This is a genomic window from Streptomyces sp. JJ66, assembly GCF_019303495.1.
GTDB lineage: Bacteria > Actinomycetota > Actinomycetes > Streptomycetales > Streptomycetaceae > Streptomyces.
Window position 1 is genome coordinate 44,502 of sequence record NZ_JAEVFI010000032.1, and the last position, 20,616, is coordinate 65,117.

Sequence of the window (20,616 nt, forward strand, 5' to 3'; positions counted from 1 at the left end):
GGCTGGTCCGAGGTGCTGGGTACGCCTGGGGACGGTTCCCGTGGCACATTCCGCGACACCGTCCGGCGGGCCGGGGCGCGGTGGGCGCGGGGCGTCCGGCAGCGCTGGCGGACCGCGCCGCCGCAGCGACGCCGCACCTGGGGGCTGACGGCGGGTTCGGCCGCCGCCGGTCTTGCGGTGTCCCTCGGCGCCGTGACCGTGGCGGGCCCGTGGGACTCGGGTCAGCGTACGGCCGAACGGACCCGCGCGGTCGCCCTGGCGGCGGACAGTGGCGGGCGCCACACCGGCGACGCCCGCCCGCCCCGGGAGCGGCAGGCCCCCGACCCGGCGCCCAGCGCCCGCCCGGTGCTCGCCGCCGCCGGTGACGCCGCCGCCGTCCCCACCCGCGCGGGCCTCACCGCCGTGCTGCGCCCGCTGCTGGCCGACGACGCGCTGGGCAGCACCGTGACCGCCTCCGTGGTGGACGTGGCCACCGGCAAGGAGCTGTTCGCCCGCGACGGCGGCAAGCCCGTCGTCCCCGCCTCGACGATCAAGCTGGCCACCGCCACCGCCGCGCTCACCGCGCTCGGCCCGGACCACCGGCTGGCCACCCGCACGGTGTGGGACGCCGCCGAGCGCCGCGTCGTCCTCGTCGGCGGCGGCGACCCCACGCTGACCGGGGAACGCCTGGCCGAGCTGGCGGACGCCACCGCGCAGGCCGTGCGCGCCCAGACCCTGACCCCGGCCGCGCTCGCCTACGACGTCTCCGCCTACACCGGCGCCGCCCGCCACCCCATCGGCGTCAACCCCAACATCGCCCCGCTGACCCCGCTCATGATCAACGCCGCCCGCACCGACGACTCCCGGCACGGCCCCGCCCCCCGCGCCGCCGACCCGGCCCGCGCCACCGCCGACCGCTTCGCCGACCTGCTGGCCGACCGTGGCGTGCACACCGGCGAGGTCCGCGAGGCCCGCGCCCCGAAGAACGCCGCCCCCCTCGCCGTCACCCGCTCGGCCCCGCTGTCCTCGCTGGTCGAGTCCCTGCTGACGCACAGCGACAACGACCTCGCCGAGGCCCTGGCCCGCCACACCGCCCGCGCCACCGGCAAGCCCGCCGACCTCAAGGGCGCCCGAGCGGCGGTAAAGGACGCTCTGCGCTCGCTCGGCCTGCCCGTGGGGGATGCCACCTTCGCCGACGGCAGCGGACTCAGCCGGGACAGCGAGGTGCCCGCCACGTTCCTGGCCACCCTCCTGGCCACCGCCGCGAGCCCCGACCATCCGCAGCTGCGCCCGGTCCTCACCGGCCTGCCCGTCGCCGGGTTCACCGGCACCTTGGGGGGCCGCTACGACCAGGCGGCCACCGACGACGCCGCCGGTCTCGTCCGCGCCAAAACCGGCACGCTCACCGGCGTCAACGCCCTCGCCGGCACTGTTGTCGCCGCGGATGGCCGCCTGCTCTCCTTCGCCTTCCTCACCACCGGCACCACCGCCCCCCGCGCCGCCGAATCCGCCCTCGACCACCTGGCCACCGCCCTCACCACCTGCGGCTGCCGCTAGAGCCTCCCCGGCGTGCCAGCCAGCCCCCGAGCGGTGGGGAGGCCGGGCACCTTCGCCCACTCAGCCTGTCCGGCGCTTGAGGACTTTGAGACCCTTGACGACATGGCCGCAAGTGAGGACATGGCCGCAAGGCCATGCACCCCACGCGGTGGGGAACGGGCGCGCAGGGGGCCCGGGGTGCTCCCCGGGAAACGGTGAAAGGGCGGGACCGGGGCATCGCACGCGCGGACTGTGCCACCCACCACCGACGCCGTACGGTGAAGGCATGACCAGCCCCGGCGTTCGAACGGTGGAGACCCAGTGAACCCGCTAAGCCTTGGCAGCCCTGACAGCATGGTCGACTGGAACCTCGCGGTGGCGACCGCGAACCGCCTGGTGCGGCCGGGACCGGAGGTGAGCCGGGACGAGGCGCGCGCGATCGTCGCCGAGCTGCGGCGGCACGCGCGGGCGTCGGAGGAGCACGTGCGCTCCTACACCGGCCTGGCCCCGGCGGACGCCGCCAGCGCGGACACCCCCGTGCTGATCGTGGACCGCCCCGGCTGGATCAGGGCGAACGTGGCCGGTTTCCGCCAGCTGCTCGCGCCGCTGCTGGAGCGGATGCACGAGCGGCGTGCCAGCGCTCCGGGGGGCGCGGTGCTCGGTGCCGTGGGCGGCAAGCTGGCCGGGGTCGAGGTCGGGATGCTGCTGTCGTTCATGGCGTCCCGCGTGCTGGGCCAGTACGAGACGTTCGCCCCCGCCGCGCCCGACCTGCCCGGTGCGGGCGGCGGACGCCTGCTGCTGGTGGCGCCGAACATCGTGCACGTCGAGCGGGAGCTGGACGTGGAGCCGCACGACTTCCGCCTGTGGGTGAGCCTGCACGAGGAGACGCACCGTACGCAGTTCACCGCCGTGCCCTGGCTGCGGGACCACCTGGAGGGCGAGATCCACGCCTTCCTCGCCGAGACCGACGTCGATCCCGCCACGCTGCTGGAGCGGCTGCGCGAGGCGGCGCAGGCGTTCACCGGCCGCCCGAACGGCGAGGGCGACGCGGGCGACGAAGGCGGGCGCAGCTTCGTGGACCTGGTGCAGACCCCGGCCCAGCGCGACGTGCTGGACCGGCTGACGGCCGTGATGTCGCTGCTGGAGGGGCACGCCGACGTGGTGATGGACGGCGTCGGCCCGGGCGTGGTGCCGTCGGTGCGCGAGATCCGCGAGAAGTTCCAAAAGCGCCGCCAGGCCGGGGCGGGCAAGCTCGACCAGGTGCTGCGCCGCCTGCTGGGCCTGGACGCCAAGCTGCGCCAGTACCGTGACGGCGCGCGCTTCGTGCGGGCGGTGGTGGACGAGGTGGGTATGGACGGCTTCAACCGGGTGTGGACGTCGCCGAACACGCTGCCCACGAAGGCGGAGATCGCCCGCCCCGCCGACTGGGTGGCCCGCGTGCACCGCACCCCGGAGCCCTGACCCGCCGCCCCAAACCCACGGAGCCCCGCTTCCTGACCCACGGAGCCACCACCCCACGGCCTCCACCGACCCGTAGACCCACGGAGCGCCTGCCCCACGGGCCACAAGGACCCCGCACCGCCACGCCGCCCGCCCCCAAACGGATGCCTGCGCCCGCCGAAATCACCCGTCCGAGGGACCGTGGCGTGGTGTGGCCGCGTGCGATGCTCAAACCCGCCGTCGGCCTCTGTCACCATCGACCCACCCAGCGTGACGGCCAGGTGACGGCGGGCGGAGACTCGCGCGCCGCCCCGGGCGGCCGACCGCCGCCCGCGTTTCCGCGCCCCACGGCTCAGCAGCATTTCGAGGAAGTGAACGGACATGGGTCCTCATCCCGCGGTCGCCGCAATACGCCTCGCGGTTCGCCGCGCCCTGCATGACGTCCGCACCAAGACGTCCACCCCCCACACCCCCACCCCTGCGGCCGCCACGGTGGCCCCGGGGCCCGCCGCCGCCCCCGCCGCGCCCCCGCTGGTGCTCGTGGCCTGTTCCGGCGGCGCCGACTCGATGGCGCTGGCCTCCGCCCTCGCCTTCGAAGCCCCCAAGCTGGGCGTCCGCGCTGGCGGCGTCACCGTCGATCATGGCCTGCAAGCCGGTTCCGCCGTCCGCGCCCGTGAGGTCGCCGAACGCCTCACCGCCCTCGGCCTGGACCCGGTGGAGACGGTGGCCGTCTCCGTCGGCCCCGGCGCCGGGCCCGAGGCCGCCGCCCGCGAGGCCCGCTACCGCGCGCTGGACGAGGTCGCCGAACGCACCGGCGCCACCGCCGTCCTGCTCGGCCACACCCGCGACGACCAGGCCGAAACGGTGCTGCTCGGCCTCGCCCGTGGCTCCGGCACCCGTTCGCTGGCCGGGATGGCCCAGGTCTCCGGGTCGCTGACCGGCACACCCGGCACCGAGCGCCGCTACCGCCGCCCGTTTTTGACCATCGACCGGCACACGGCGCGCACGGCGTGCCTGGCGCAGTCGCTGCCGGTGTGGGACGACCCGCACAACGCCGACCCGGCCTACACCCGCTCCCGGGTGCGCCACGAGGCCATGCCGACGCTGGAGAAGGCACTCGGCAAAGGCGTCACCGAGGCCCTGGCCCGCACCGCGCGGCTCTCCCGGGACGACGCCGACGCCCTGGACGCCTGGGCCGCCGACGCCGAGCGCACCGCACGGCTCACCCCGGCCGCTGTCGGCCCGGGCGGCCCCGGCGCGGGCGGGGGCGGGGTCGTTCTCGACATCGCCCCGCTGTGCGGGCTTCCGGCCGCCGTGCGGCGCCGCGTGCTGCGGCGGGCCGCGATCGCGGCGGGCGCCCCGGCCGGTTCGCTGTTCGCCCGGCACATCGAGGAGACCGACCGGCTCATCACCGGCTGGCGCGGTCAGCGGGCGCTCAACCTGCCCGGGCGCGTCGAGGCCGCGCGGCAGGGTGGCACACTGGTTCTCCGGCGGGGCGACAGCTGACGACGAGCGAGAGCAGCAGGGTGGACGACAAGGACATGGGTGCCGACCTCAAGTCGGTGCTCATCAGCAAGGAAGAGATCGACGCGAAGCTGGCCGAGCTGGCCGCGCGGATCGACGCGGAGTACGCGGGCAAGGACCTGCTCATCGTCGGTGTCCTCAAGGGCGCCGTGATGGTGATGGCGGACCTCGCCCGGGCCCTGCGCACCCCGCTCACGATGGACTGGATGGCGGTGTCCTCCTACGGCGCCGGTACCCAGTCCTCGGGCGTGGTGCGCATCCTCAAGGACCTGGACACCGACATCAAGGGCAAGCACGTCCTGATCGTCGAGGACATCATCGACTCCGGGCTGACGCTGTCCTGGCTGCTGTCCAACCTCGGTTCGCGGGAGCCCGCCTCGCTGAAGGTGTGCACGCTGCTGCGCAAGCCGGACGCCGCGAAGGTGGCCATCGACGTCGCCTGGGTCGGTTTCGACATCCCGAGCGAGTTCGTCGTCGGCTACGGTCTGGACTACGCCGAGAAGTACCGCAACCTGCCGTTCGTCGGCACGCTGGCCCCGCACGTCTACGGCGGCTGACGGCGTCGGCACCGGCCGGCGGGAACACCGCGGCCCTCCCCGCCGTTGGAGGAGGGGGAGGGCGGTAGGCACCAAGCCTCCCGGCAGGGCCTTGCCCGCGCGCGCCGGGGGACCATGCTGGGGTACCGTCCCAAGGACGGTCTTTTCAACTCACGATGGCAGGAGGGACGGGGCGTCACCGCCTCGTATGGATGGACGTGAAGCGATACTTCCGTGGGCCGGTCATGTGGATCGTGCTGGCCGTCCTCGCCGTGGTCGTGTTGATGCAGGTCGTCGGATCATCCGAGGGCTACAAGACGGTCGATACCGGCGACGTGGTCAAGGCGATCAGCGAGAACCAGGTCGAGTCGGCCCAGGTGACGACCGGTGACGAACAGACCGTCGAGCTGCAGCTCAAGGACGGCGTCGAGATCGACGAGAGCGACAAGGTCAAGGCGAGCTACATCGACTCGCAGGGCGTCGAGATCGTCAAGGACCTGCAGGCCAAGTACCAGGACGGGCAGCTCGAAGAGGGCTACACCGTCACTCCGAAGGAGCAGAACGCCTTTCTGGGCATCCTGCTGTCCTTCCTGCCGTTCCTGCTGATCATCGTCATCTTCCTGTTCCTGATGAACCAGATGCAGGGCGGCGGCTCCCGGGTGATGAACTTCGGGAAGTCCAAGGCCAAGCTCATCACCAAGGACACCCCGAAGACGACGTTCTCCGACGTCGCGGGCTCGGACGAGGCGGTCGAGGAGCTCCACGAGATCAAGGAGTTCCTGCAGGAGCCGGCGAAGTTCCAGGCCGTGGGTGCGAAGATCCCCAAGGGCGTGCTGCTCTACGGCCCGCCCGGCACCGGTAAGACGCTGCTGGCCCGCGCCGTGGCCGGTGAGGCGGGCGTGCCGTTCTACTCCATCTCCGGCTCCGACTTCGTGGAGATGTTCGTCGGCGTCGGCGCCAGCCGCGTGCGCGACCTGTTCGAGCAGGCCAAGGCCAACGCGCCCGCGATCGTCTTCGTGGACGAGATCGACGCCGTGGGCCGCCACCGCGGCGCCGGCATGGGCGGCGGTCACGACGAGCGCGAGCAGACGCTGAACCAGCTGCTGGTCGAGATGGACGGCTTCGACGTCAAGGGCGGCGTCATCCTCATCGCGGCCACGAACCGCCCCGACATCCTGGACCCGGCGCTGCTGCGCCCCGGCCGCTTCGACCGCCAGATCGCGGTGGACCGGCCGGACATGCAGGGCCGCCTGGAGATCCTCAAGGTGCACCAGAAGGGCAAGCCGATGGGCCAGGACGTGGACCTCGGCGCGGTCGCCCGCCGCACCCCCGGCTTCACCGGCGCGGACCTGAACAACGTGCTCAACGAGGCGGCGCTGCTGGCCGCCCGGTCCAACGCCAAGCTGATCGACAACACGTTCCTGGACGAGGCGATCGACCGCGTCGTGGCCGGTCCGCAAAAGCGCACGCGGATCATGAGCGACAAGGAGAAGAAGATCACCGCGTACCACGAGGGCGGGCACGCCCTGGTGGCCGCGGCCTCGCCCAACTCCGACCCGGTGCACAAGATCACCATCCTGTCCCGGGGCCGCGCGCTCGGCTACACCATGGTGCTGCCGGACGAGGACAAGTACTCCACCACGCGCAACGAGATGCTCGACCAGCTCGCCTACATGCTCGGCGGCCGGGCCGCCGAGGAACTGGTCTTCCACGACCCGACCACGGGCGCCGCCAACGACATCGAGAAGGCCACCGCCACGGCCCGCGCGATGGTCACCAAGTACGGCATGACCGAGCGGCTGGGCGCGATCAAGTTCGGCTCCGACCAGTCTGAGCCCTTCCTGGGCAAGGAGATGGCCCACCAGCGCGACTACAGCGAAGAGGTCGCGGGCCTGGTGGACGAAGAGGTCAAGAAGCTGATCGAGACCGCGCACAACGAGGCGTGGGAGATCCTGGTCGAGAACCGGGACGTGCTGGACAACCTCGTCCTGGCGCTGCTGGAGAAGGAGACGCTGGGCAAGGAGGAGATCGCCGAGATCTTCCAGCACATCGTCAAGCGCCCGGCCCGCCCGGCGTGGACGGGCTCCACGCGCCGCACCCCCTCCACCCGCCCGCCGGTCGCCACGCCGAAGGAGATCGCCGTCACCAACGGCTCCCCGTCGCTGGAGAAGGGCAAGGAGATCGGCCCGGTCGAGACCCCGGCGGACGGCGCCGCCGGGTAACCGCCCGCCGTCGCCACCGGTACAGCAGCACCGGCCGGAATTCGCCGCGCGCCCCTCGGGTTCTAACCTGAGGGGCGCGCGGCTGTTTTTTCGGGCGCACAGGCGAGGGACGCACCGGCTCCCGCGCGGTTTCAAGGAACGAGGCACATCCATGATCGACCCGGTGAAGCTGGCCGGTGAGGGCGAGATCGGCGAGTTCGACGAGAAGCGGGCCGAGAACGCCGTCCGCGAGCTGCTGATCGCGGTCGGTGAGGACCCGGACCGCGAGGGCCTGCGCGAGACCCCGGGCCGGGTCGCGCGCGCCTACCAGGAGATATTCGCCGGGCTGCGGCAGCGCCCCGAGGACGTGCTGACGACGACGTTCGACCTGGGCCACGACGAGATGGTGCTGGTCAAGGACATCGAGGTGCTGAGCACGTGCGAGCACCACCTGGTGCCGTTCGTCGGCTTCGCCCACATCGGCTACATCCCCTCCACCGAGGGCAAGATCACCGGCTTGTCCAAGCTGGCCCGCCTGGTGGACGTCTACGCCCGCCGCCCGCAGGTCCAGGAGCGCCTGACGACGCAGATCGCGGACTCGATGATGCGCCTGCTGGAGGCGCGCGGGGTGATCGTCGTCGTGGAGTGCGAGCACCTGTGCATGACGATGCGGGGAGTCCGCAAACCCGGCGCCAAGACCCTCACGTCCGCCGTGCGCGGCCAGCTCCGCGACGCGGCGACCCGCTCCGAGGCGATGAGCCTGATCATGGCCCGCTGAGCGGCGCGCCGTTCCCACCCGGCCCTCCCGCTGTCCCACCCCGCCGCAGACCGGGGGCGGGACAGGGCCACCCGGCCGCCGCCTACGCTGGGCGTATGAACGGTGAGGTCTTGCGGACGGTGAACGGGTTGCCCCAGTGGGACCGCTGCGCGGTCATGGGCGTGGTGAACGTCACCCCGGACTCGTTCTCCGACGGTGGCCGGTTCTTCGACCCGGCCACAGCGGTCAAGCGCGGCCTCACCCTCGTCGCCGAGGGCGCCGACCTCGTGGACGTCGGCGGCGAGTCCACCCGCCCCGGCGCGCAGCGCGTGGACGAGGCGGAGGAGCTGCGCCGCGTCCTGCCGGTGGTCCGGGCGCTGGCCGGGGAGGGCGTCGTCGTCTCCGTGGACACCATGCGCGCCGGGGTGGCCGAGCAGGCCGTCGCCGCGGGCGCGCGGCTGGTCAACGACGTCAGCGGCGGCCGCGCGGACCCGCGCATGGTGCCGACGGTCGCCGCTGCGGGGGTGCCGTTCGTGGTGATGCACTGGCGCGGCCAGTCCGCCGACATGAACGACCGCGCCGTCTACACCGACGTCGTGCGCGAGGTCACCGATGAGCTGCGCGTCGCCCTGGACGCCGCCGTGGACGGCGGGATCGCGCCCGACCGCCTGATCATCGACCCCGGACTGGGCTTCGCCAAGCAGGCCGGGCACGACCTCACGCTGGTGGCCGCGCTGCGCGCGCTGGGCGCGGAGCTGGGGCGGCCGATGCTGGTCGCCGCCTCCCGCAAGCGCTTCCTGGGCCGCGTGCTGGCCGGTGCGCCGGACGCCGCGCCGCCGCCCGCCCGCGAGCGGGACGCCGCCACGGCCGCCGTCTCCACGCTCGCCGCCCGCGACGGCGCCTGGGCGGTGCGCGTGCACGAGGTCCGGGCCAGCGCGGACGCCGTGCGGCTGGTCCACGCCGTCGAGCGGGCGGCCCGGTGACCGGCCCCGGGGCCAGCGCGGGCGTCGAAGCCGTCGCGACACCGACGGCGCCTGGCGCGTCTGGTCGCACCACGGCTCGCCGGTCATGGTGGACGAGGAGGCCGAGGACGGCCCGCCGGAATCCCCCGAGACGACGGACTGAACCCCCGGGCACGCCGCGCGTCACCCGTGGGGGTGCCGCCGGGGGAATAGCGGCGTGACGATCACCGCTGACGGGTAAGCGCGCCTGGCGCAGCCGTGGGCGGTACGGGTGGCCGTCGGCGGGCGCGGACGCGGCGAAACCGGCCCCTGGGCACGGCCTGTCGCCGTTCGCAGGTAGATTCGACGCGGTCCCCCGTGCGGAGAAGCCTCTGTGGGCCGGGCGGACCGGCAGCCGGGCCACGACCAGCCCGACCCGACCAGCGCCCTCCGCAGCAGGGCCGAGACCGAACCCGAGAGGGGAGTGACGCACGGTGCACCGTGGACCTGACGATCCCGCTGGCCCGGACGTGCCCGACGCACTCGGCGGTCCCGGCGCTCCCGGCGCTCTAGGCGGTCTCGACCGCGTGGCCGTGCGGGGCTTGCGGGCCACCGGCCACCACGGGGTCTTCGAGCACGAGCGGGCCGAGGGGCAGCTGTTCGTGGTGGACGTGGACCTGGGCGTGGACACGCGTGCCGCCGCGGCGGGCGACGAGCTGGCGCGGACGGTGCACTACGGCGTCGTCGCCGAGGAGGTCCACGCGATCATCACGGGCGAGCCGGTTGACCTCATCGAGACCCTCGCCCAGCGCATCGCCGACCAGTGCCTGCGCCACGAGGCCGTGCACGACGTGGAGGTGGTCGTCCACAAGCCGGGCGCCCCGATCCCCGTGCCCTTCGACGACGTGACCATCACCATCAAGCGGAGCCGCTCATGACGCCGAACAGTGACCCGACCGTGCAGCCGGTACCGGCCTCCGTGGTCCGGCAGGTCGATGCCGCCGACTCCACGCTGGCCAACCCGCGGCACGCGGTGATCTCCCTCGGCAGCAACCTGGGCAACCGCCTGGAGACGCTGCAGGGCGCCGTGGACGCGCTGGAGGACACCCCGGGCGTGCGGGTGAAAGCCGTCTCACCGGTCTACGAGACCCAGCCCTGGGGCGTGGACCCGCAGTCCCAGCCCGCCTACCTGAACGCCGTCGTCCTGCTCCGGACGACGCTGCCGCCCGCCTCGCTGCTGGAGCGCGGGCAGGCGATCGAGGAGGCGTTCCAGCGCGAGCGCACCGAGCACTGGGGGCCGCGCACGATCGACGTGGACATCGTCTCCTACCAGGACGTCGTCTCCGCCGACCCGGGCCTGACCCTGCCGCACCCGCGCGCCCACGAGCGCGCCTTCGTGCTGGTGCCGTGGCACGACGTCGATCCGGCCGCCGAGGTCCCGGGCGTCGGCCCGGTCGCCGAGCTGCTGGCCGGTGTGCCCGGTGAAGGCGTCGCCGTCCGCGCCGACCTGGAACTGGCCCTGCCGGAGTGAAGCAGCTGCGCGTACGGGTCCTGGCCGGCGTCTTCCTGGTCGCCGGGGTGCTGGCGTGGGCGGGCTCGCGCCTGTGGCACGCGCTCGGTTCGCTGCCCGCCGTCCCCGCCCCCGCCCCCATCGTGCTGGGCGGCATCGCCGTCGTCCTGCTGGCCACCGCGCTGTCCCTGCGCGCCCGGCTGAAAGCGCAGCGCGAGCGGCGTCCGGGCGCGCGGGGCGTAGAGCCGCTGCTGGCGGCCCGCGCGGTGCTCTTCGGCCAGGCCAGCGCCCTGGTGGGCGCCCTGGCGGCCGGGGTCTACGGCGGCATGGGCCTGTTCCTGCTCACCTCCGACCTCTTCCAGGTCGCCGCCCGCCGCGAACAGGCCCTCTACGCGGGCGCGGCGGTGCTCGCCGCCGCCGCCGTCATCGCCGTCGCGCTGTGGCTCCAGCACATCTGCCGCCTCCCCGAAGACGAGGACCCGGCCGCCCCGGCGCCAGCGGGATAAACACCAGCGGTACGCGGGGCGGCGCCGGGGTGGGCCTCATACCCGGGTGGTGAGGGTGTGGCGTTCGAGGTTCAGGAGGTGGGTTTTGCGGGGGAGGCCGCCGCCGTAGCCGGTGAGGGCGCCGGAGGCGCCGATGACGCGGTGGCAGGGGACGATGATCGACACCGGGTTGCGGCCGTTGGCCAGGCCCACGGCACGGGCGGCGGTGGGGCGGCCGATGCGGGCGGCGAGTTCGCCGTAGTGGACGGTCTCGCCGTAGGGGATGTCACACAGCGCGGCCCACACGGCGCGCTGGAACGGGGTGCCGGACAGGGCGAGCGGCACGGTGAACGCCGTCCGGTCGCCCGCGAAGTACTCCGCGAGCTGGGTGGCTGCGGCGGTGAGGGCGGGGCTGGTGGCGTCGGGGGCGCCGAAGGTGTGCTCGGGCGGGCGGTGCCGCTGGTCACGCAGGTAGACGCCGCTGAGGACGCCGCCGGTCGCCACCAGGGTGAGCGGGCCGACGGGGCTGTCCACCACGGTGTGGGTGCGCTCGGAGTGCTCGGTCATGGCTCCAGCCTGGCACTGCCGGACGCAGGGTACTGGCGGGTTTCGGACCCGGCGGTGACCTTGGCCACCGGACACGCCCTAGGTTCCGGGGACGGTTTCCAGGGTGACGTCGGACTGGGGGCGGGAGTCGGTGGCGATCGAGCGGCGCAGGGCCTCGTGCAGCGCGGTGGGGGTGAGGACACCGGCGAAGCGGTCGCCGTCCAGCACCGCGATCCAGCCCGCGTCGTACTGGAGCATCGTGGCGAACGCCTGCTTGAGGGAGTCGCCCAGCGGCAGCCAGGCGTCCATGCGGCGGGCGTGGTCGCGGACGGTGCCCTGGTGGCCCTTGCGGAGAGCCCCGTTCTGGGCCTGCTCCAGGGTGTCCGCGCCGACCCAGCCGTGCAGGGCGTCGGCGTCGTCCAGGACGACGGCCCACGCGGCGTCGGCGGCGCGCAGCCGGGCGGATGCGGCCACCAGCGGGTCGTCGAGGGAGACGACCGGAGGTTCGGCCAGGTCGGCGCGCTCGATCGGGGTGACGGACAGCCGCTTGAGCCCCCGGTCGGCGCCGACGAACTGGGCGACGTACGGCGTGGCGGGGGCGCCCAGAATGCGGGCGGGGGAGTCCAGCTGCTCGATGCGGCCCGCGCCGTAGACGGCGATGCGGTCCCCGAGGCGCACGGCCTCCTCGATGTCGTGCGTGACGAACAGCACCGTCTTGCGGACCTCGGACTGGAGCTTCAGGAACTCGTTTTGCAGGTGCTCGCGCACCACCGGGTCCACCGCGCCGAACGGCTCGTCCATCAGCAACACCGGCGGGTCGGCCGCCAGCGCGCGGGCGACGCCGACGCGCTGGCGCTGGCCGCCGGAGAGCTGGTCGGGGTAGCGCCCGCCGAACGTGGCCGGGTCCAGACCGACGAGGTCGAGCAGCTCGGCGGCGCGGCGGCGGGCGTCGGCCCGGGAGCGGCCGAGCAGCAGCGGCACCGTCGCGGTGTTGTCCAGCACCGTCTTGTGCGGGAACAGGCCCACCTGCTGGATGACGTAGCCGATGCGGCGGCGCAGCCGTACCGGGTCGATCGACGCGATGTCCTCGCCGTCCAGCAGGATGCGGCCCGCGCTCGGCTCGATCAGCCGGTTGACCATCTTCATCGTCGTCGTCTTGCCGCACCCGGAAGGCCCCACGAGCGTGACCAGCTCGCCCTCGGCGACCTCGAAGGACAGGTCGTCCACGGCGACGGTGCCGTCCGGGTAACGCTTGGCCACGTGCTCGAATCGGATCATGCGCGCCCTTCCCTCGCCCGTCATTGTGTCACCCCCGGAGGTTAGGGTCGCGGGGTGACGAGCAGTGCGGGGCAGGCGAGCAGCTGTGTGGCCGCCAACGAGTGGATCTGCGCGGAGTACGTGCGTACGCGCAGCCAGGAGTTGGCCGACGCCACGGTGCAGCACGTGTGGATCACCGCCGTCTCGGTGGGCATCGCGCTGCTCATCGCCTTCCCGCTCGCGCTGCTCGCGCGGCGCTGGCGGGCCGCGGCCGGTCCCATCCTGGGCCTGACGACGGTGCTGTACACCATCCCGTCGCTGGCCATGTTCGCGCTGCTGCTGCCCGTGCTCGGGCTGTCGGCGGCCGTCGTCGTCACCGGGCTGGTGCTGTACTCGCTGACGTTGCTGGTGCGCAACATCCTCGCCGGGCTCGCCTCCGTGCCCGGCGAGACCCGGGAGGCGGCGCGCGGCATGGGGTACGGGCCGGTACGGCTGCTGCTGGGCGTCGAACTGCCGCTCGCGCTGCCCGGCGTGCTGGCGGGCGTGCGCATCGCCACCGTCTCCGCCGTGTCGCTGACGACGGTCGGCGCGATCGTCGGCTACGGCGGGCTCGGCAACCTCATCTACAGCGGCATGCAGACCCTGTTCAAACCCGAGGTGCTGACGGCCTCCGTGCTGTGCGTGCTCCTCGCGGTGCTGTTCGACGTCGCGCTGCTCGGGGTGCAGCGGCTGCTGACACCGTGGTCCCGGAACCGGACCCGGCGGCGCTTTGGCGGGCGGTTCGCGCACCGGTTGCGCGTGGGGAAGGCGGTCTGAGATGGGCGTGCTGGGCGACACCTGGGCCTGGCTCACCGACGGCGCCCACTGGAGCGGCGCCGGCGGGGTGTGGCAGCGGCTGGGCGAACACCTGATGCTGACGGGGCTGTGCCTGGCCATCGCCTGCGCGCTGGCGCTGCCGCTCGCGCTGTGGCTCGGGCACATCGGACGCGGGGGCGCGCTCGCCGTCAACCTCTCCAATGCCGGGCGGGCCGTGCCCACGTTCGCCGTGCTCGTCCTGCTCACCCTCACCCCGCTCGGTGACTACGGAATGCTGCCGACCGTCGTCGCGCTCGTCCTGTTCGCCGTGCCGCCGCTGCTGACGAACGCCTACGTCGGCATGCGCGAGGCCGACCGGGACGTGGTGGAGGCCGCGCGGGGGATGGGCATGTCCGCCGGGCAGCTGCTGTGGCGCACCGAGCTGCCGCTCGCCTACCCGCTGATCATGACCGGGCTGCGCTCGGCCGCCGTCCAGATCGTCGCCACCGCCACCCTGGCCGCGCTGCCCGGCGGGGGTGGGCTCGGGCGGGTCATCACCGCCGGTTTCCGCCGGTACGACACGCCGCAGGTGGTGGCCGGGGCCGTGCTCGTCGCGGCCCTCGCGCTGGCCGTCGAAGGGCTGCTGGTGCTGCTCGACCGCGTCTGCGACCCGATGCGCGGCCGGGCCAGGGCCGCCCGCGCGACGACGCGGACCGCACCGCTGAAGGCCGCACTGTAAGCGCGGCCTTCCTCCGGCTGTCGCTTGGCAAACCGTCTGAACCAGCTGAACCGTCTGAACCAGCTGAACCGTCTGATCTGACCTGAGGAGTACCCCGTGAGACACCCGCGTCGCACCTTCCGTCCGCGCGGCACCGCGCTCGCCGCCACCGCCGCACTGGCCGCCGCGCTCACCGCCTGCGGCGGCGGGGGTGAGAGCCTGGAGGAGCAAGGGGGTCAGCCCACCGGCGAGGGCGGCGGTGACCAGGGCAGCCTCGTCATCGGCGCGGCCGGGTTCACCGAGTCCACGGTGCTGGCCCAGCTGTACGCGCAGGTCCTGGAAGACGCCGGGTACAACACCAGCGTGCAGCAGCTGACCACCCGCGAGCTGTACGAACCGGCGCTGGAGTCCGGAGACCTCGACGTCGTCCCCGAGTACGCGGCCACGCTCGCCGAGTTCCTCAACGCCAAGGTCAACGGGCCACAGGCGGCGGCCGAGAGCCCCGTGGCGTCGAACGACGTGCGGGAGACCGTCGCGGCGCTGCGCGAGCTGGCCGAGCCGCGCGGCCTGACCGTCCTTGAGCCCGGCGACGCCGTGAACCAGAACGCGTTCGCGGTGACGGAGGAGTTCGCCGAGGAGCACGGCCTGAAGACGCTCAGCGACGTCGGCGAGGCGGGCCTGGAGATCCGGCTGGCAGCCGGTGACGAGTGCCCCGACCGGCCCTTCTGCCAGCCCGGGCTGGAGCAGACGTACGGCATCGACGTCGCCGCGCTGGACCCCAAGGGCGTCGGCAGCGTCCAGGCCAAGCAGTCCGTCGCCGACGGCGAGAACGACATGGTCCTGACCACCACCACGGACGCGACGCTGGACCAGTTCGGGCTCGTGCTGCTGGAGGACGACAAGAACCTCCAGAACGCGGACAACGTGCTGCCCGTCCTCAACACCCAGGACGCCGGTGACGACACGGTGGCGGCCACGCTGAACAAGCTGACCGCCCAGCTGACGACCAAGGACCTGACGGAGCTGAACCGTCAGGTGGACGCGGAGCGCCGCAAGGCGAGCGAGGTCGCGAGGGAGTACCTGGAAAGCCGTGACCTGGTGGGCTGACGGAGGCTCACCTCCCGCGGCCCGGCACGTCCCGCCGCAGGCCCGGGACGCCTGTGGCGGGCGGCCCGCGAGGTGTTGAGACGGGAAAGGGGCGGACGCGCCCTCCCGGGAGGACGCTACGCACGGTACATTCCGGCCCATGCCACAAGGACGCCACCGGCAGGCTCCACCCCTGCACCAGCTGCTCGCACCGACGACGCTGGCCGTCGCCGCGCTGGCCTGCGCGGGCGGCGCCTGGCTCACCCAGGACGCGGTGCTGCCCGCCGCTTTGGCGACGGGGGCCGCGCTCAGCGCGGTCGCCGGGGCCGTGCTGCTGCGCCGCTGGGACCGGGACGCCGGGCGCCGCCTCGGTGAGGCGCAGGCCGAGCGCCGCAGCCTGGAGTGGCGCGTGGAGGAGCGGTACGCCGAGCTGGAGTGTGACCTGGACGACGCGCACGAGGCCCGCCACGCGCTGGAGACCGCGCTGCGGGAGAAGCGGGACGCGTTCGAGAAGCTGCGCACCGAGCACGCCGCGCTGTTGCGCCGGTACGCGCACGCCGAGACCGACCGCGCGTCCGCGCTGGAGGGGCGGCGGCAGCTGGCCCTGTCCGCCGCGACGCCCGCGCGGGCGCTGCTGCCGGGGCGTCCGTCCGCGCTGAGCGCCGAGGCGTTCCGCCGGGCGAACGCGGCTCTGGAGCGGCTGGCGGCGCCGCAGAAGCGGGCGGAGGCGCGGGCGGAGAAGTCGCGGGAGGCGGACGGGTTCGACTACTTCTCGGCGGGCGGGCAGCCCCGGAGCGGCGCGGCGGAGGTCATCGACCTGACGGAACGCGGGGAGGCGGCCGAACGCGGGGAGGCGGCCGAACGCGGGGAGGCGGCCGAACGCGGGGAGGCGGCCGAACGCGGGGTGGCGGCCGAACGCGGGGAGACGGCGGAGCCACCGGCACCGCGTCGGCGGCACCGCATCTCCTGACGCCCACGCGGCCCCCGGCAGCCGGTCAGCCCCAGCTGTCCCCGGCCCACGGCCCGGCCGACGCCGCTACGTGTCGCTCACTTGTCGATGTCGCCGACGACGAAGAAGAACGAGCCGAGAATGGCCACCATGTCGGCCACCAGCGTGCCGGGCAGGAGTTCCGTCAGGGCCTGGATGTTGTTGTAGGACGCCGAGCGGAGCTTCAGCCGGTACGGGGTCTTCTCGCCCTTGGAGACGAGGTAGTAGCCGTTGAGCCCGAGCGGGTTCTCGGTCCACGCGTAGGTGGCGCCCTCCGGGGCCTTCAGCACCTTCGGCAGGCGCTGGTTGACGGGGCCGGGCGGCAGGTCGGCGAGTCGGTCGAGGCAGGCGTCGGCGAGGTCGAGTGAGGCGTGCGTCTGGCCGAGCAGGACCTCGAAGCGGGCGAGGCAGTCGCCGCCGGTGCGGGTGACGACGCGCAGGGTGTCGCCGAGCGAGCCGTATGCGAGGTAGGGCTCGTCGCGGCGCAGGTCGAAGTCCACCCCGGAGGCGCGGGCGATGGGGCCGCTGACGCCGTAGGCGTGCACCGTCTCGGGGGCCAGCACGCCCACCCCGGCGGTGCGGGCGCGGAAGATCTCGTTGCCCAGGACGAGATCGTCGTAGACGGGCATGCGCGCGCGCACGGCGGCGACGGCGGCCCGGGTGCGTCCCAGCCACCCGGCGGGCAGGTCCTCCTTGAGGCCGCCGACGCGGTTGAACATGTAGTGCATGCGCCCGCCGGACAGCTCCTCCATCACGTGCTGGAGGTCCTCGCGCTCGCGGAAGGCGTAGAACATCGGCGTGATGCCGCCCAGCTCCAGCGGGTAGGAGCCGAGGAACATCAGGTGGTTGAGCACCCGGTTCAGCTCAGCCAGCAGCGTGCGCAGCCACACCGCGCGCTCGGGCACCTCCATGCCGAGCATGCGCTCGACGGCGAGGACGACGCCCAGCTCGTTGGAGAACGCCGACAGCCAGTCGTGCCGGTTGGCCAGCACGATGATCTGCCGGTAGTCGCGCGCCTCGAACAGCTTCTCCGCGCCCCGGTGCATGTAGCCGACGACGGGTTCGGCGGCGCTGATCCGCTCGCCGTCCAGCACCAGGCGCAGCCGCAGCACGCCGTGGGTGGACGGGTGCTGCGGCCCGATGTTGAGCACCATGTCCGTGCTCTCGGCCGCGCCTCCGATGCCGACGGTCGTCTCAGTCATGGGGCCAAGTCTGACACCCCCGGCCCGGAGCGGACGCGGTGCTGTCCGCCTAGGCTGGAGCCCATGCAGCAGCGAACAGGGGGAGGACCCGGCCCGGAGGTGGCCCGGGGCGCAACGGTGTCCCAGACGCCGGAGCAGTGGCGCGGGGTGGAACGGGCGCTGCTGCGGATGCGGCGCATGGTGCTGGTCACGACGATGGCCGCGCTGACGTTCGCCACGGCCGCCGTGCTCGGCCTGCCGCTCGGCCCGGTGTGGGCGCTGCCCGCGCTGCTGTGGCCCGCGCTCGCCGGGTGGGGCTGGTTCGCGCTGGCCCGCAACTGGCGCTCGTGGCGGTACGCCGAGCGGGCCGACGACCTGCTGATCAGCCGGGGCGTGCTGTGGCGCGAGCTGACCGTCGTCCCGTACGGGCGCATGCAGCTGGTGGAGGTCACCTCCGGGCCGCTGGAGCGCAAGTACGGGCTGGCCCGGCTCCAGCTGCACACCGCCGCCGCGACGACGGACGCGACGATCCCCGGGCTCGTTCCCGCCGAGGCCGAGCGGCTGCGCGACCGGCTCACGGAACTGGGCGAGGCCCGCTCGGCGGGTCTGTGATGCCGGGCGCGCGGGAGACCCGCCCGGAGCCGGGGCACGCGGAGAGCCGCCCAGAGCCCGCGACGGCCGCCGAGCGCGCGGCGGAGGGCCACCCGGAGCCCGGGACGCGGGAGCGGGTGGCGTCGGCCGAGGGACGCAGGCTGCACCCGGTCACGCCGTGGCGGCGGACGTGGGCGCCGATAGCGGCGATGGCCGTGTTCGCGGCGCAGGACTACCAGCGCACCCGCGAGTGGTTCGAGGCGCTGACCCTCGGCTGGCTGCTGCTGGCGTTCGCCGTGGTGGTGCCGGTGGCCGCCGGGTACGGGTTCTGGTCCTGGTGGGTGACGCACTACGCGGTCACCGACACCGAGCTGCGCATCCGCACCGGCATCGTCTTCCGCCGCGTGGCGCACCTGCGGCTGGACCGCATCCAGGCCGTGGACGTCTCCCGGCCGCTGCTGGCCCGCGTGCTGGGCGTGGCGAAGCTCAAGCTGGACGTCGTCGGCACCAGCGCCAAGGACGAGCTGGCCTACCTCGGCGAGGCCGACGCCGTCGCCCTGCGCGCGGAGCTGCTGGCGCGGGCGGCCGGGATCGCCCCGGAGGCGGCGCCGCAGGCGGGCGAGGCACCGGAGCGGGAACTGCTGCGAGTGCCGCCGGGCATGCTGACCGTCGCCCTGCTGCTGATGGGCACCGGCTGGGGCTTCCTGCTGGCGCTGGCGGTGGGCCCGCTCGCGCTGTGGTGGTTCACCGGCAGCGTGACCGCCGCGCTCGCCACCGGGCTGCCGATGGCCGGTGGTGTGTGGAAGTCAACGGTCGGCCGCTACCTGACGGAGTACGACTGGAAGGTGGCCGAGTCCCCGGACGGCGTGCGCGTCGATCACGGGCTGCTCAACCGCGAGCACGCCACCGTGCCGCCCGGCCGGGTGCAGAGCGTGCGGCTGCGTGAACCGCTGCTGTGGCGCCGCCGGGGCTGGGTGCGGGTGGAGCTGGCCGTCGCGGGCGGCGGCGAGGCGGACACCCCGACGGTGCTGCTGCCGGTCGCCGAGTGGGCGGTGGCCGCACGGGTGGTGGCCCAGGCACTGCCCGGCGTGGACGTGACCGAGGCGGTGCGCGCGGTTCGCGGCGTGCCCCGGCGCGCCCGGTTCGCCGTACCGGTGTGGTGGCGCGGGTACGGGCACGGGGTGACGGACGCGGTGTTCGTCACCCGGCACGGGCGGCTCTCCCGCGTCCACGAACTGGTGCCGCACGCCAAGGTGCAGAGCGTGCGGCTGGCGCAGGGGCCGTGGGAACGCCGGCTGCGGCTGGCGAACGTGCACGTGGACCACGGCGCGAACGGCCACGTCACCGTGCGGCTGCGCGACGCCGACGCGGCGCACGCTCTCGTCGCCGCCCAGGCCGACCGCTCCCGCACCGGCCGCCACACCGCCCGCCCGGAACGCTGGCTCACCTGAGGGAGCCGCCGTTTTTGTTGCCGCGTGGCGCGGGCGGCACCAGGACGCGACGCGGCCGGAGCCGCGACCGACTGGCGCCGGAACGCCCAACCGGTTGCCGCCCGGAGCCGGAACGTCCGGCCGCCGCGCGGCTACGCGCCGCCGCCCCCGGTGCCACCCGCGCCGCCGCCCGCCGAGACCAGGCCTGTCTCGTAGGCCAGGACGACCGCCTGTACGCGGTCGCGCAGGCCGAGTTTGGCGAGGATGCGGCCGACGTGGGTCTTGACCGTCGCCTCCGAGAGCACCAGATGCGCGGCGATCTCGCCGTTGGACAACCCCTGGGCGACCAGCAGCAGCACCTCGCGCTCGCGGTCGGTGAGCCGTTCCAGTTCCGTGCCGCCCGCTGGCTCCTGCGCGCTGGGCAGCAGCGGCGAGAAGCGGTCGATGAGCCGCCGGGTGGTGGACGGCGCGACGACCGCGTCCCCGCTGTGCACGGCCCGGATCGCGGTCAGCAGCTCCCCGGGCGGCACGTCCTTGAGCAGGAAGCCGCTCGCTCCGGCCTTGAGCGCGGCGAAGGCGTACTCGTCCAGGTCGAAGGTGGTCAGGATCAGCACGCGCGGGCCGCCGGGGCCGCCCTCGCCCCCCTGGCAGATGCGCCGGGTGGCCTCGACGCCGTCCATGACCGGCATGCGGATGTCCATGAGCACGACGTCCACGGCGGTGGCGCGCAGCGTCGCCAGCGCCTCCGCACCGTCCCCCGCCTCGGCGGCCACCGTCATGTCGGGCTGGGCGTCCAGCACCATGCGAAAGCCGGTGCGCAGCAACGCCTGATCATCAACGAGCATGACCCGGACGGGACCTGCCGGGGCCGGGGGCTGGGTAGGGGGCGGGTACGGGGAGGCAGTCATAGACCTCAGCCTACGGAAGCCAACCCCGCCCGGCTGCGCCGTTCGCGTCGCTCAACGGGCCGACGGGTGGGCTACGGACGTGTGCCGCATTGTGGGCACCGGCATGGTGGCCAGACGGACGAGGACAGCGGGGTCAGGTCGTGCGAGTTGCGGACGATGGTTTCCGTGTCCCACGTGCGTCCGCTGTCACGGGATACCCGGATCGTC

20 protein-coding genes are annotated in these 20,616 nt (G+C 73.9%); 16 read left to right on the top strand and 4 right to left on the bottom strand.

Annotation, left to right across the window (positions count from 1 at the left end; all coding sequences use genetic code 11):
- Positions 1–12: 12 nt before the first annotated feature.
- The 10 genes from dacB to JJV70_RS19505 all read left to right on the top strand — a co-directional run bounded on the left by dacB (position 13) and on the right by JJV70_RS19505 (position 10,930).
- Entirely contained in the window at positions 13–1,536 is a 1,524-nt protein-coding gene (gene dacB / locus JJV70_RS19460; protein ID WP_219049305.1) for a D-alanyl-D-alanine carboxypeptidase/D-alanyl-D-alanine-endopeptidase, read from the top strand.
- A gap of 333 nt (positions 1,537–1,869) precedes the next feature.
- Positions 1,870–2,976, top strand: a complete 1,107-nt coding sequence (locus tag JJV70_RS19465; RefSeq protein ID WP_219049306.1) for a zinc-dependent metalloprotease — start codon at positions 1,870–1,872, stop codon at positions 2,974–2,976.
- A 360-nt stretch (positions 2,977–3,336) separates the two neighbouring features.
- Complete coding sequence (gene tilS, locus JJV70_RS19470) at positions 3,337–4,461, top strand: tRNA lysidine(34) synthetase TilS (RefSeq protein WP_219049307.1); 1,125 nt, start codon at positions 3,337–3,339, stop codon at positions 4,459–4,461.
- A 35-nt stretch (positions 4,462–4,496) separates the two neighbouring features.
- The gene (gene hpt, locus JJV70_RS19475) at positions 4,497–5,036 is read left to right on the top strand and encodes a hypoxanthine phosphoribosyltransferase (protein WP_219049396.1); all 540 of its coding nucleotides are present in this window, start codon (positions 4,497–4,499) and stop codon (positions 5,034–5,036) included.
- Between the two features lie 191 nt (positions 5,037–5,227).
- Positions 5,228–7,237, top strand: coding sequence for an ATP-dependent zinc metalloprotease FtsH (gene ftsH, locus JJV70_RS19480; protein WP_219049308.1), 2,010 nt, complete (start codon positions 5,228–5,230; stop codon positions 7,235–7,237).
- 151 nt (positions 7,238–7,388) lie between these two features.
- Positions 7,389–7,994, top strand: a complete 606-nt coding sequence (folE, locus tag JJV70_RS19485; RefSeq protein WP_219049309.1) for a GTP cyclohydrolase I FolE — start codon at positions 7,389–7,391, stop codon at positions 7,992–7,994.
- A gap of 95 nt (positions 7,995–8,089) precedes the next feature.
- Positions 8,090–8,956 carry a dihydropteroate synthase gene (gene folP / locus JJV70_RS19490; RefSeq protein WP_219049310.1) on the top strand — a complete coding sequence of 289 codons (867 nt, stop codon included), beginning with the start codon at positions 8,090–8,092 and terminating at the stop codon, positions 8,954–8,956.
- Positions 8,957–9,444: 488 nt separating this feature from the next.
- Complete coding sequence (folB, locus tag JJV70_RS19495) at positions 9,445–9,852, top strand: dihydroneopterin aldolase (protein WP_219049397.1); 408 nt, start codon at positions 9,445–9,447, stop codon at positions 9,850–9,852.
- Positions 9,849–10,445 (top strand): 2-amino-4-hydroxy-6-hydroxymethyldihydropteridine diphosphokinase, encoded by a 597-nt coding sequence (gene folK / locus JJV70_RS19500; protein ID WP_219049311.1) that lies wholly within the window; start codon positions 9,849–9,851, stop codon positions 10,443–10,445. Before folB ends, folK begins: the two co-directional genes overlap by 4 nt.
- Positions 10,442–10,930, top strand: a complete 489-nt coding sequence (locus tag JJV70_RS19505) for a DUF3180 domain-containing protein (RefSeq protein ID WP_219049312.1) — start codon at positions 10,442–10,444, stop codon at positions 10,928–10,930. The genes folK and JJV70_RS19505 overlap by 4 nt, the downstream gene beginning before the upstream one ends.
- A gap of 36 nt (positions 10,931–10,966) precedes the next feature.
- On the opposite strand, the gene JJV70_RS19510 is transcribed toward JJV70_RS19505, so the two are convergent.
- Both JJV70_RS19510 and JJV70_RS19515 read right to left on the bottom strand, forming a co-directional pair.
- The gene (locus tag JJV70_RS19510; RefSeq protein WP_219049313.1) at positions 10,967–11,476 is read right to left on the bottom strand and encodes a methylated-DNA--[protein]-cysteine S-methyltransferase; all 510 of its coding nucleotides are present in this window, start codon (positions 11,474–11,476) and stop codon (positions 10,967–10,969) included.
- Between the two features lie 78 nt (positions 11,477–11,554).
- Positions 11,555–12,733: an ABC transporter ATP-binding protein gene (locus JJV70_RS19515; protein ID WP_219049314.1), complete on the bottom strand. Its 1,179-nt coding sequence runs from the start codon at positions 12,731–12,733 to the stop codon at positions 11,555–11,557.
- Positions 12,734–12,787: 54 nt separating this feature from the next.
- Between JJV70_RS19515 and JJV70_RS19520 the strand changes: the two genes are divergently transcribed.
- The 4 genes from JJV70_RS19520 (at position 12,788) to JJV70_RS19535 (ending at position 16,281) form a co-directional block, all read left to right on the top strand.
- Positions 12,788–13,528 (top strand): ABC transporter permease, encoded by a 741-nt coding sequence (locus JJV70_RS19520; RefSeq protein ID WP_219049315.1) that lies wholly within the window; start codon positions 12,788–12,790, stop codon positions 13,526–13,528.
- Between the two features lies 1 nt (position 13,529).
- Positions 13,530–14,246, top strand: coding sequence for an ABC transporter permease (locus JJV70_RS19525; protein WP_219049316.1), 717 nt, complete (start codon positions 13,530–13,532; stop codon positions 14,244–14,246).
- Between the two features lie 96 nt (positions 14,247–14,342).
- Positions 14,343–15,332, top strand: coding sequence for an ABC transporter substrate-binding protein (locus JJV70_RS19530; RefSeq protein WP_219049317.1), 990 nt, complete (start codon positions 14,343–14,345; stop codon positions 15,330–15,332).
- A gap of 139 nt (positions 15,333–15,471) precedes the next feature.
- Entirely contained in the window at positions 15,472–16,281 is an 810-nt protein-coding gene (locus JJV70_RS19535; RefSeq protein ID WP_219049318.1) for a hypothetical protein, read from the top strand.
- Between the two features lie 77 nt (positions 16,282–16,358).
- Here JJV70_RS19535 and JJV70_RS19540 read toward each other — a convergent pair whose 3' ends face one another.
- The gene (locus JJV70_RS19540; RefSeq protein WP_219049319.1) at positions 16,359–17,501 is read right to left on the bottom strand and encodes an NADH-quinone oxidoreductase subunit D; all 1,143 of its coding nucleotides are present in this window, start codon (positions 17,499–17,501) and stop codon (positions 16,359–16,361) included.
- A 63-nt stretch (positions 17,502–17,564) separates the two neighbouring features.
- Between JJV70_RS19540 and JJV70_RS19545 the strand changes: the two genes are divergently transcribed.
- Together JJV70_RS19545 and JJV70_RS19550 are read left to right on the top strand one after the other, a co-directional pair.
- Positions 17,565–18,092 (top strand): PH domain-containing protein, encoded by a 528-nt coding sequence (locus JJV70_RS19545; RefSeq protein ID WP_219049320.1) that lies wholly within the window; start codon positions 17,565–17,567, stop codon positions 18,090–18,092.
- Positions 18,092–19,522, top strand: coding sequence for a PH domain-containing protein (locus JJV70_RS19550; protein WP_219049321.1), 1,431 nt, complete (start codon positions 18,092–18,094; stop codon positions 19,520–19,522). The genes JJV70_RS19545 and JJV70_RS19550 overlap by 1 nt, the downstream gene beginning before the upstream one ends.
- Positions 19,523–19,653: 131 nt before the next feature.
- Here the strand turns inward: JJV70_RS19550 and JJV70_RS19555 are convergent, their stop codons facing one another.
- The gene (locus JJV70_RS19555) at positions 19,654–20,409 is read right to left on the bottom strand and encodes a response regulator transcription factor (protein WP_219049322.1); all 756 of its coding nucleotides are present in this window, start codon (positions 20,407–20,409) and stop codon (positions 19,654–19,656) included.
- Between the last annotated feature and the right edge of the window lie 207 nt (positions 20,410–20,616).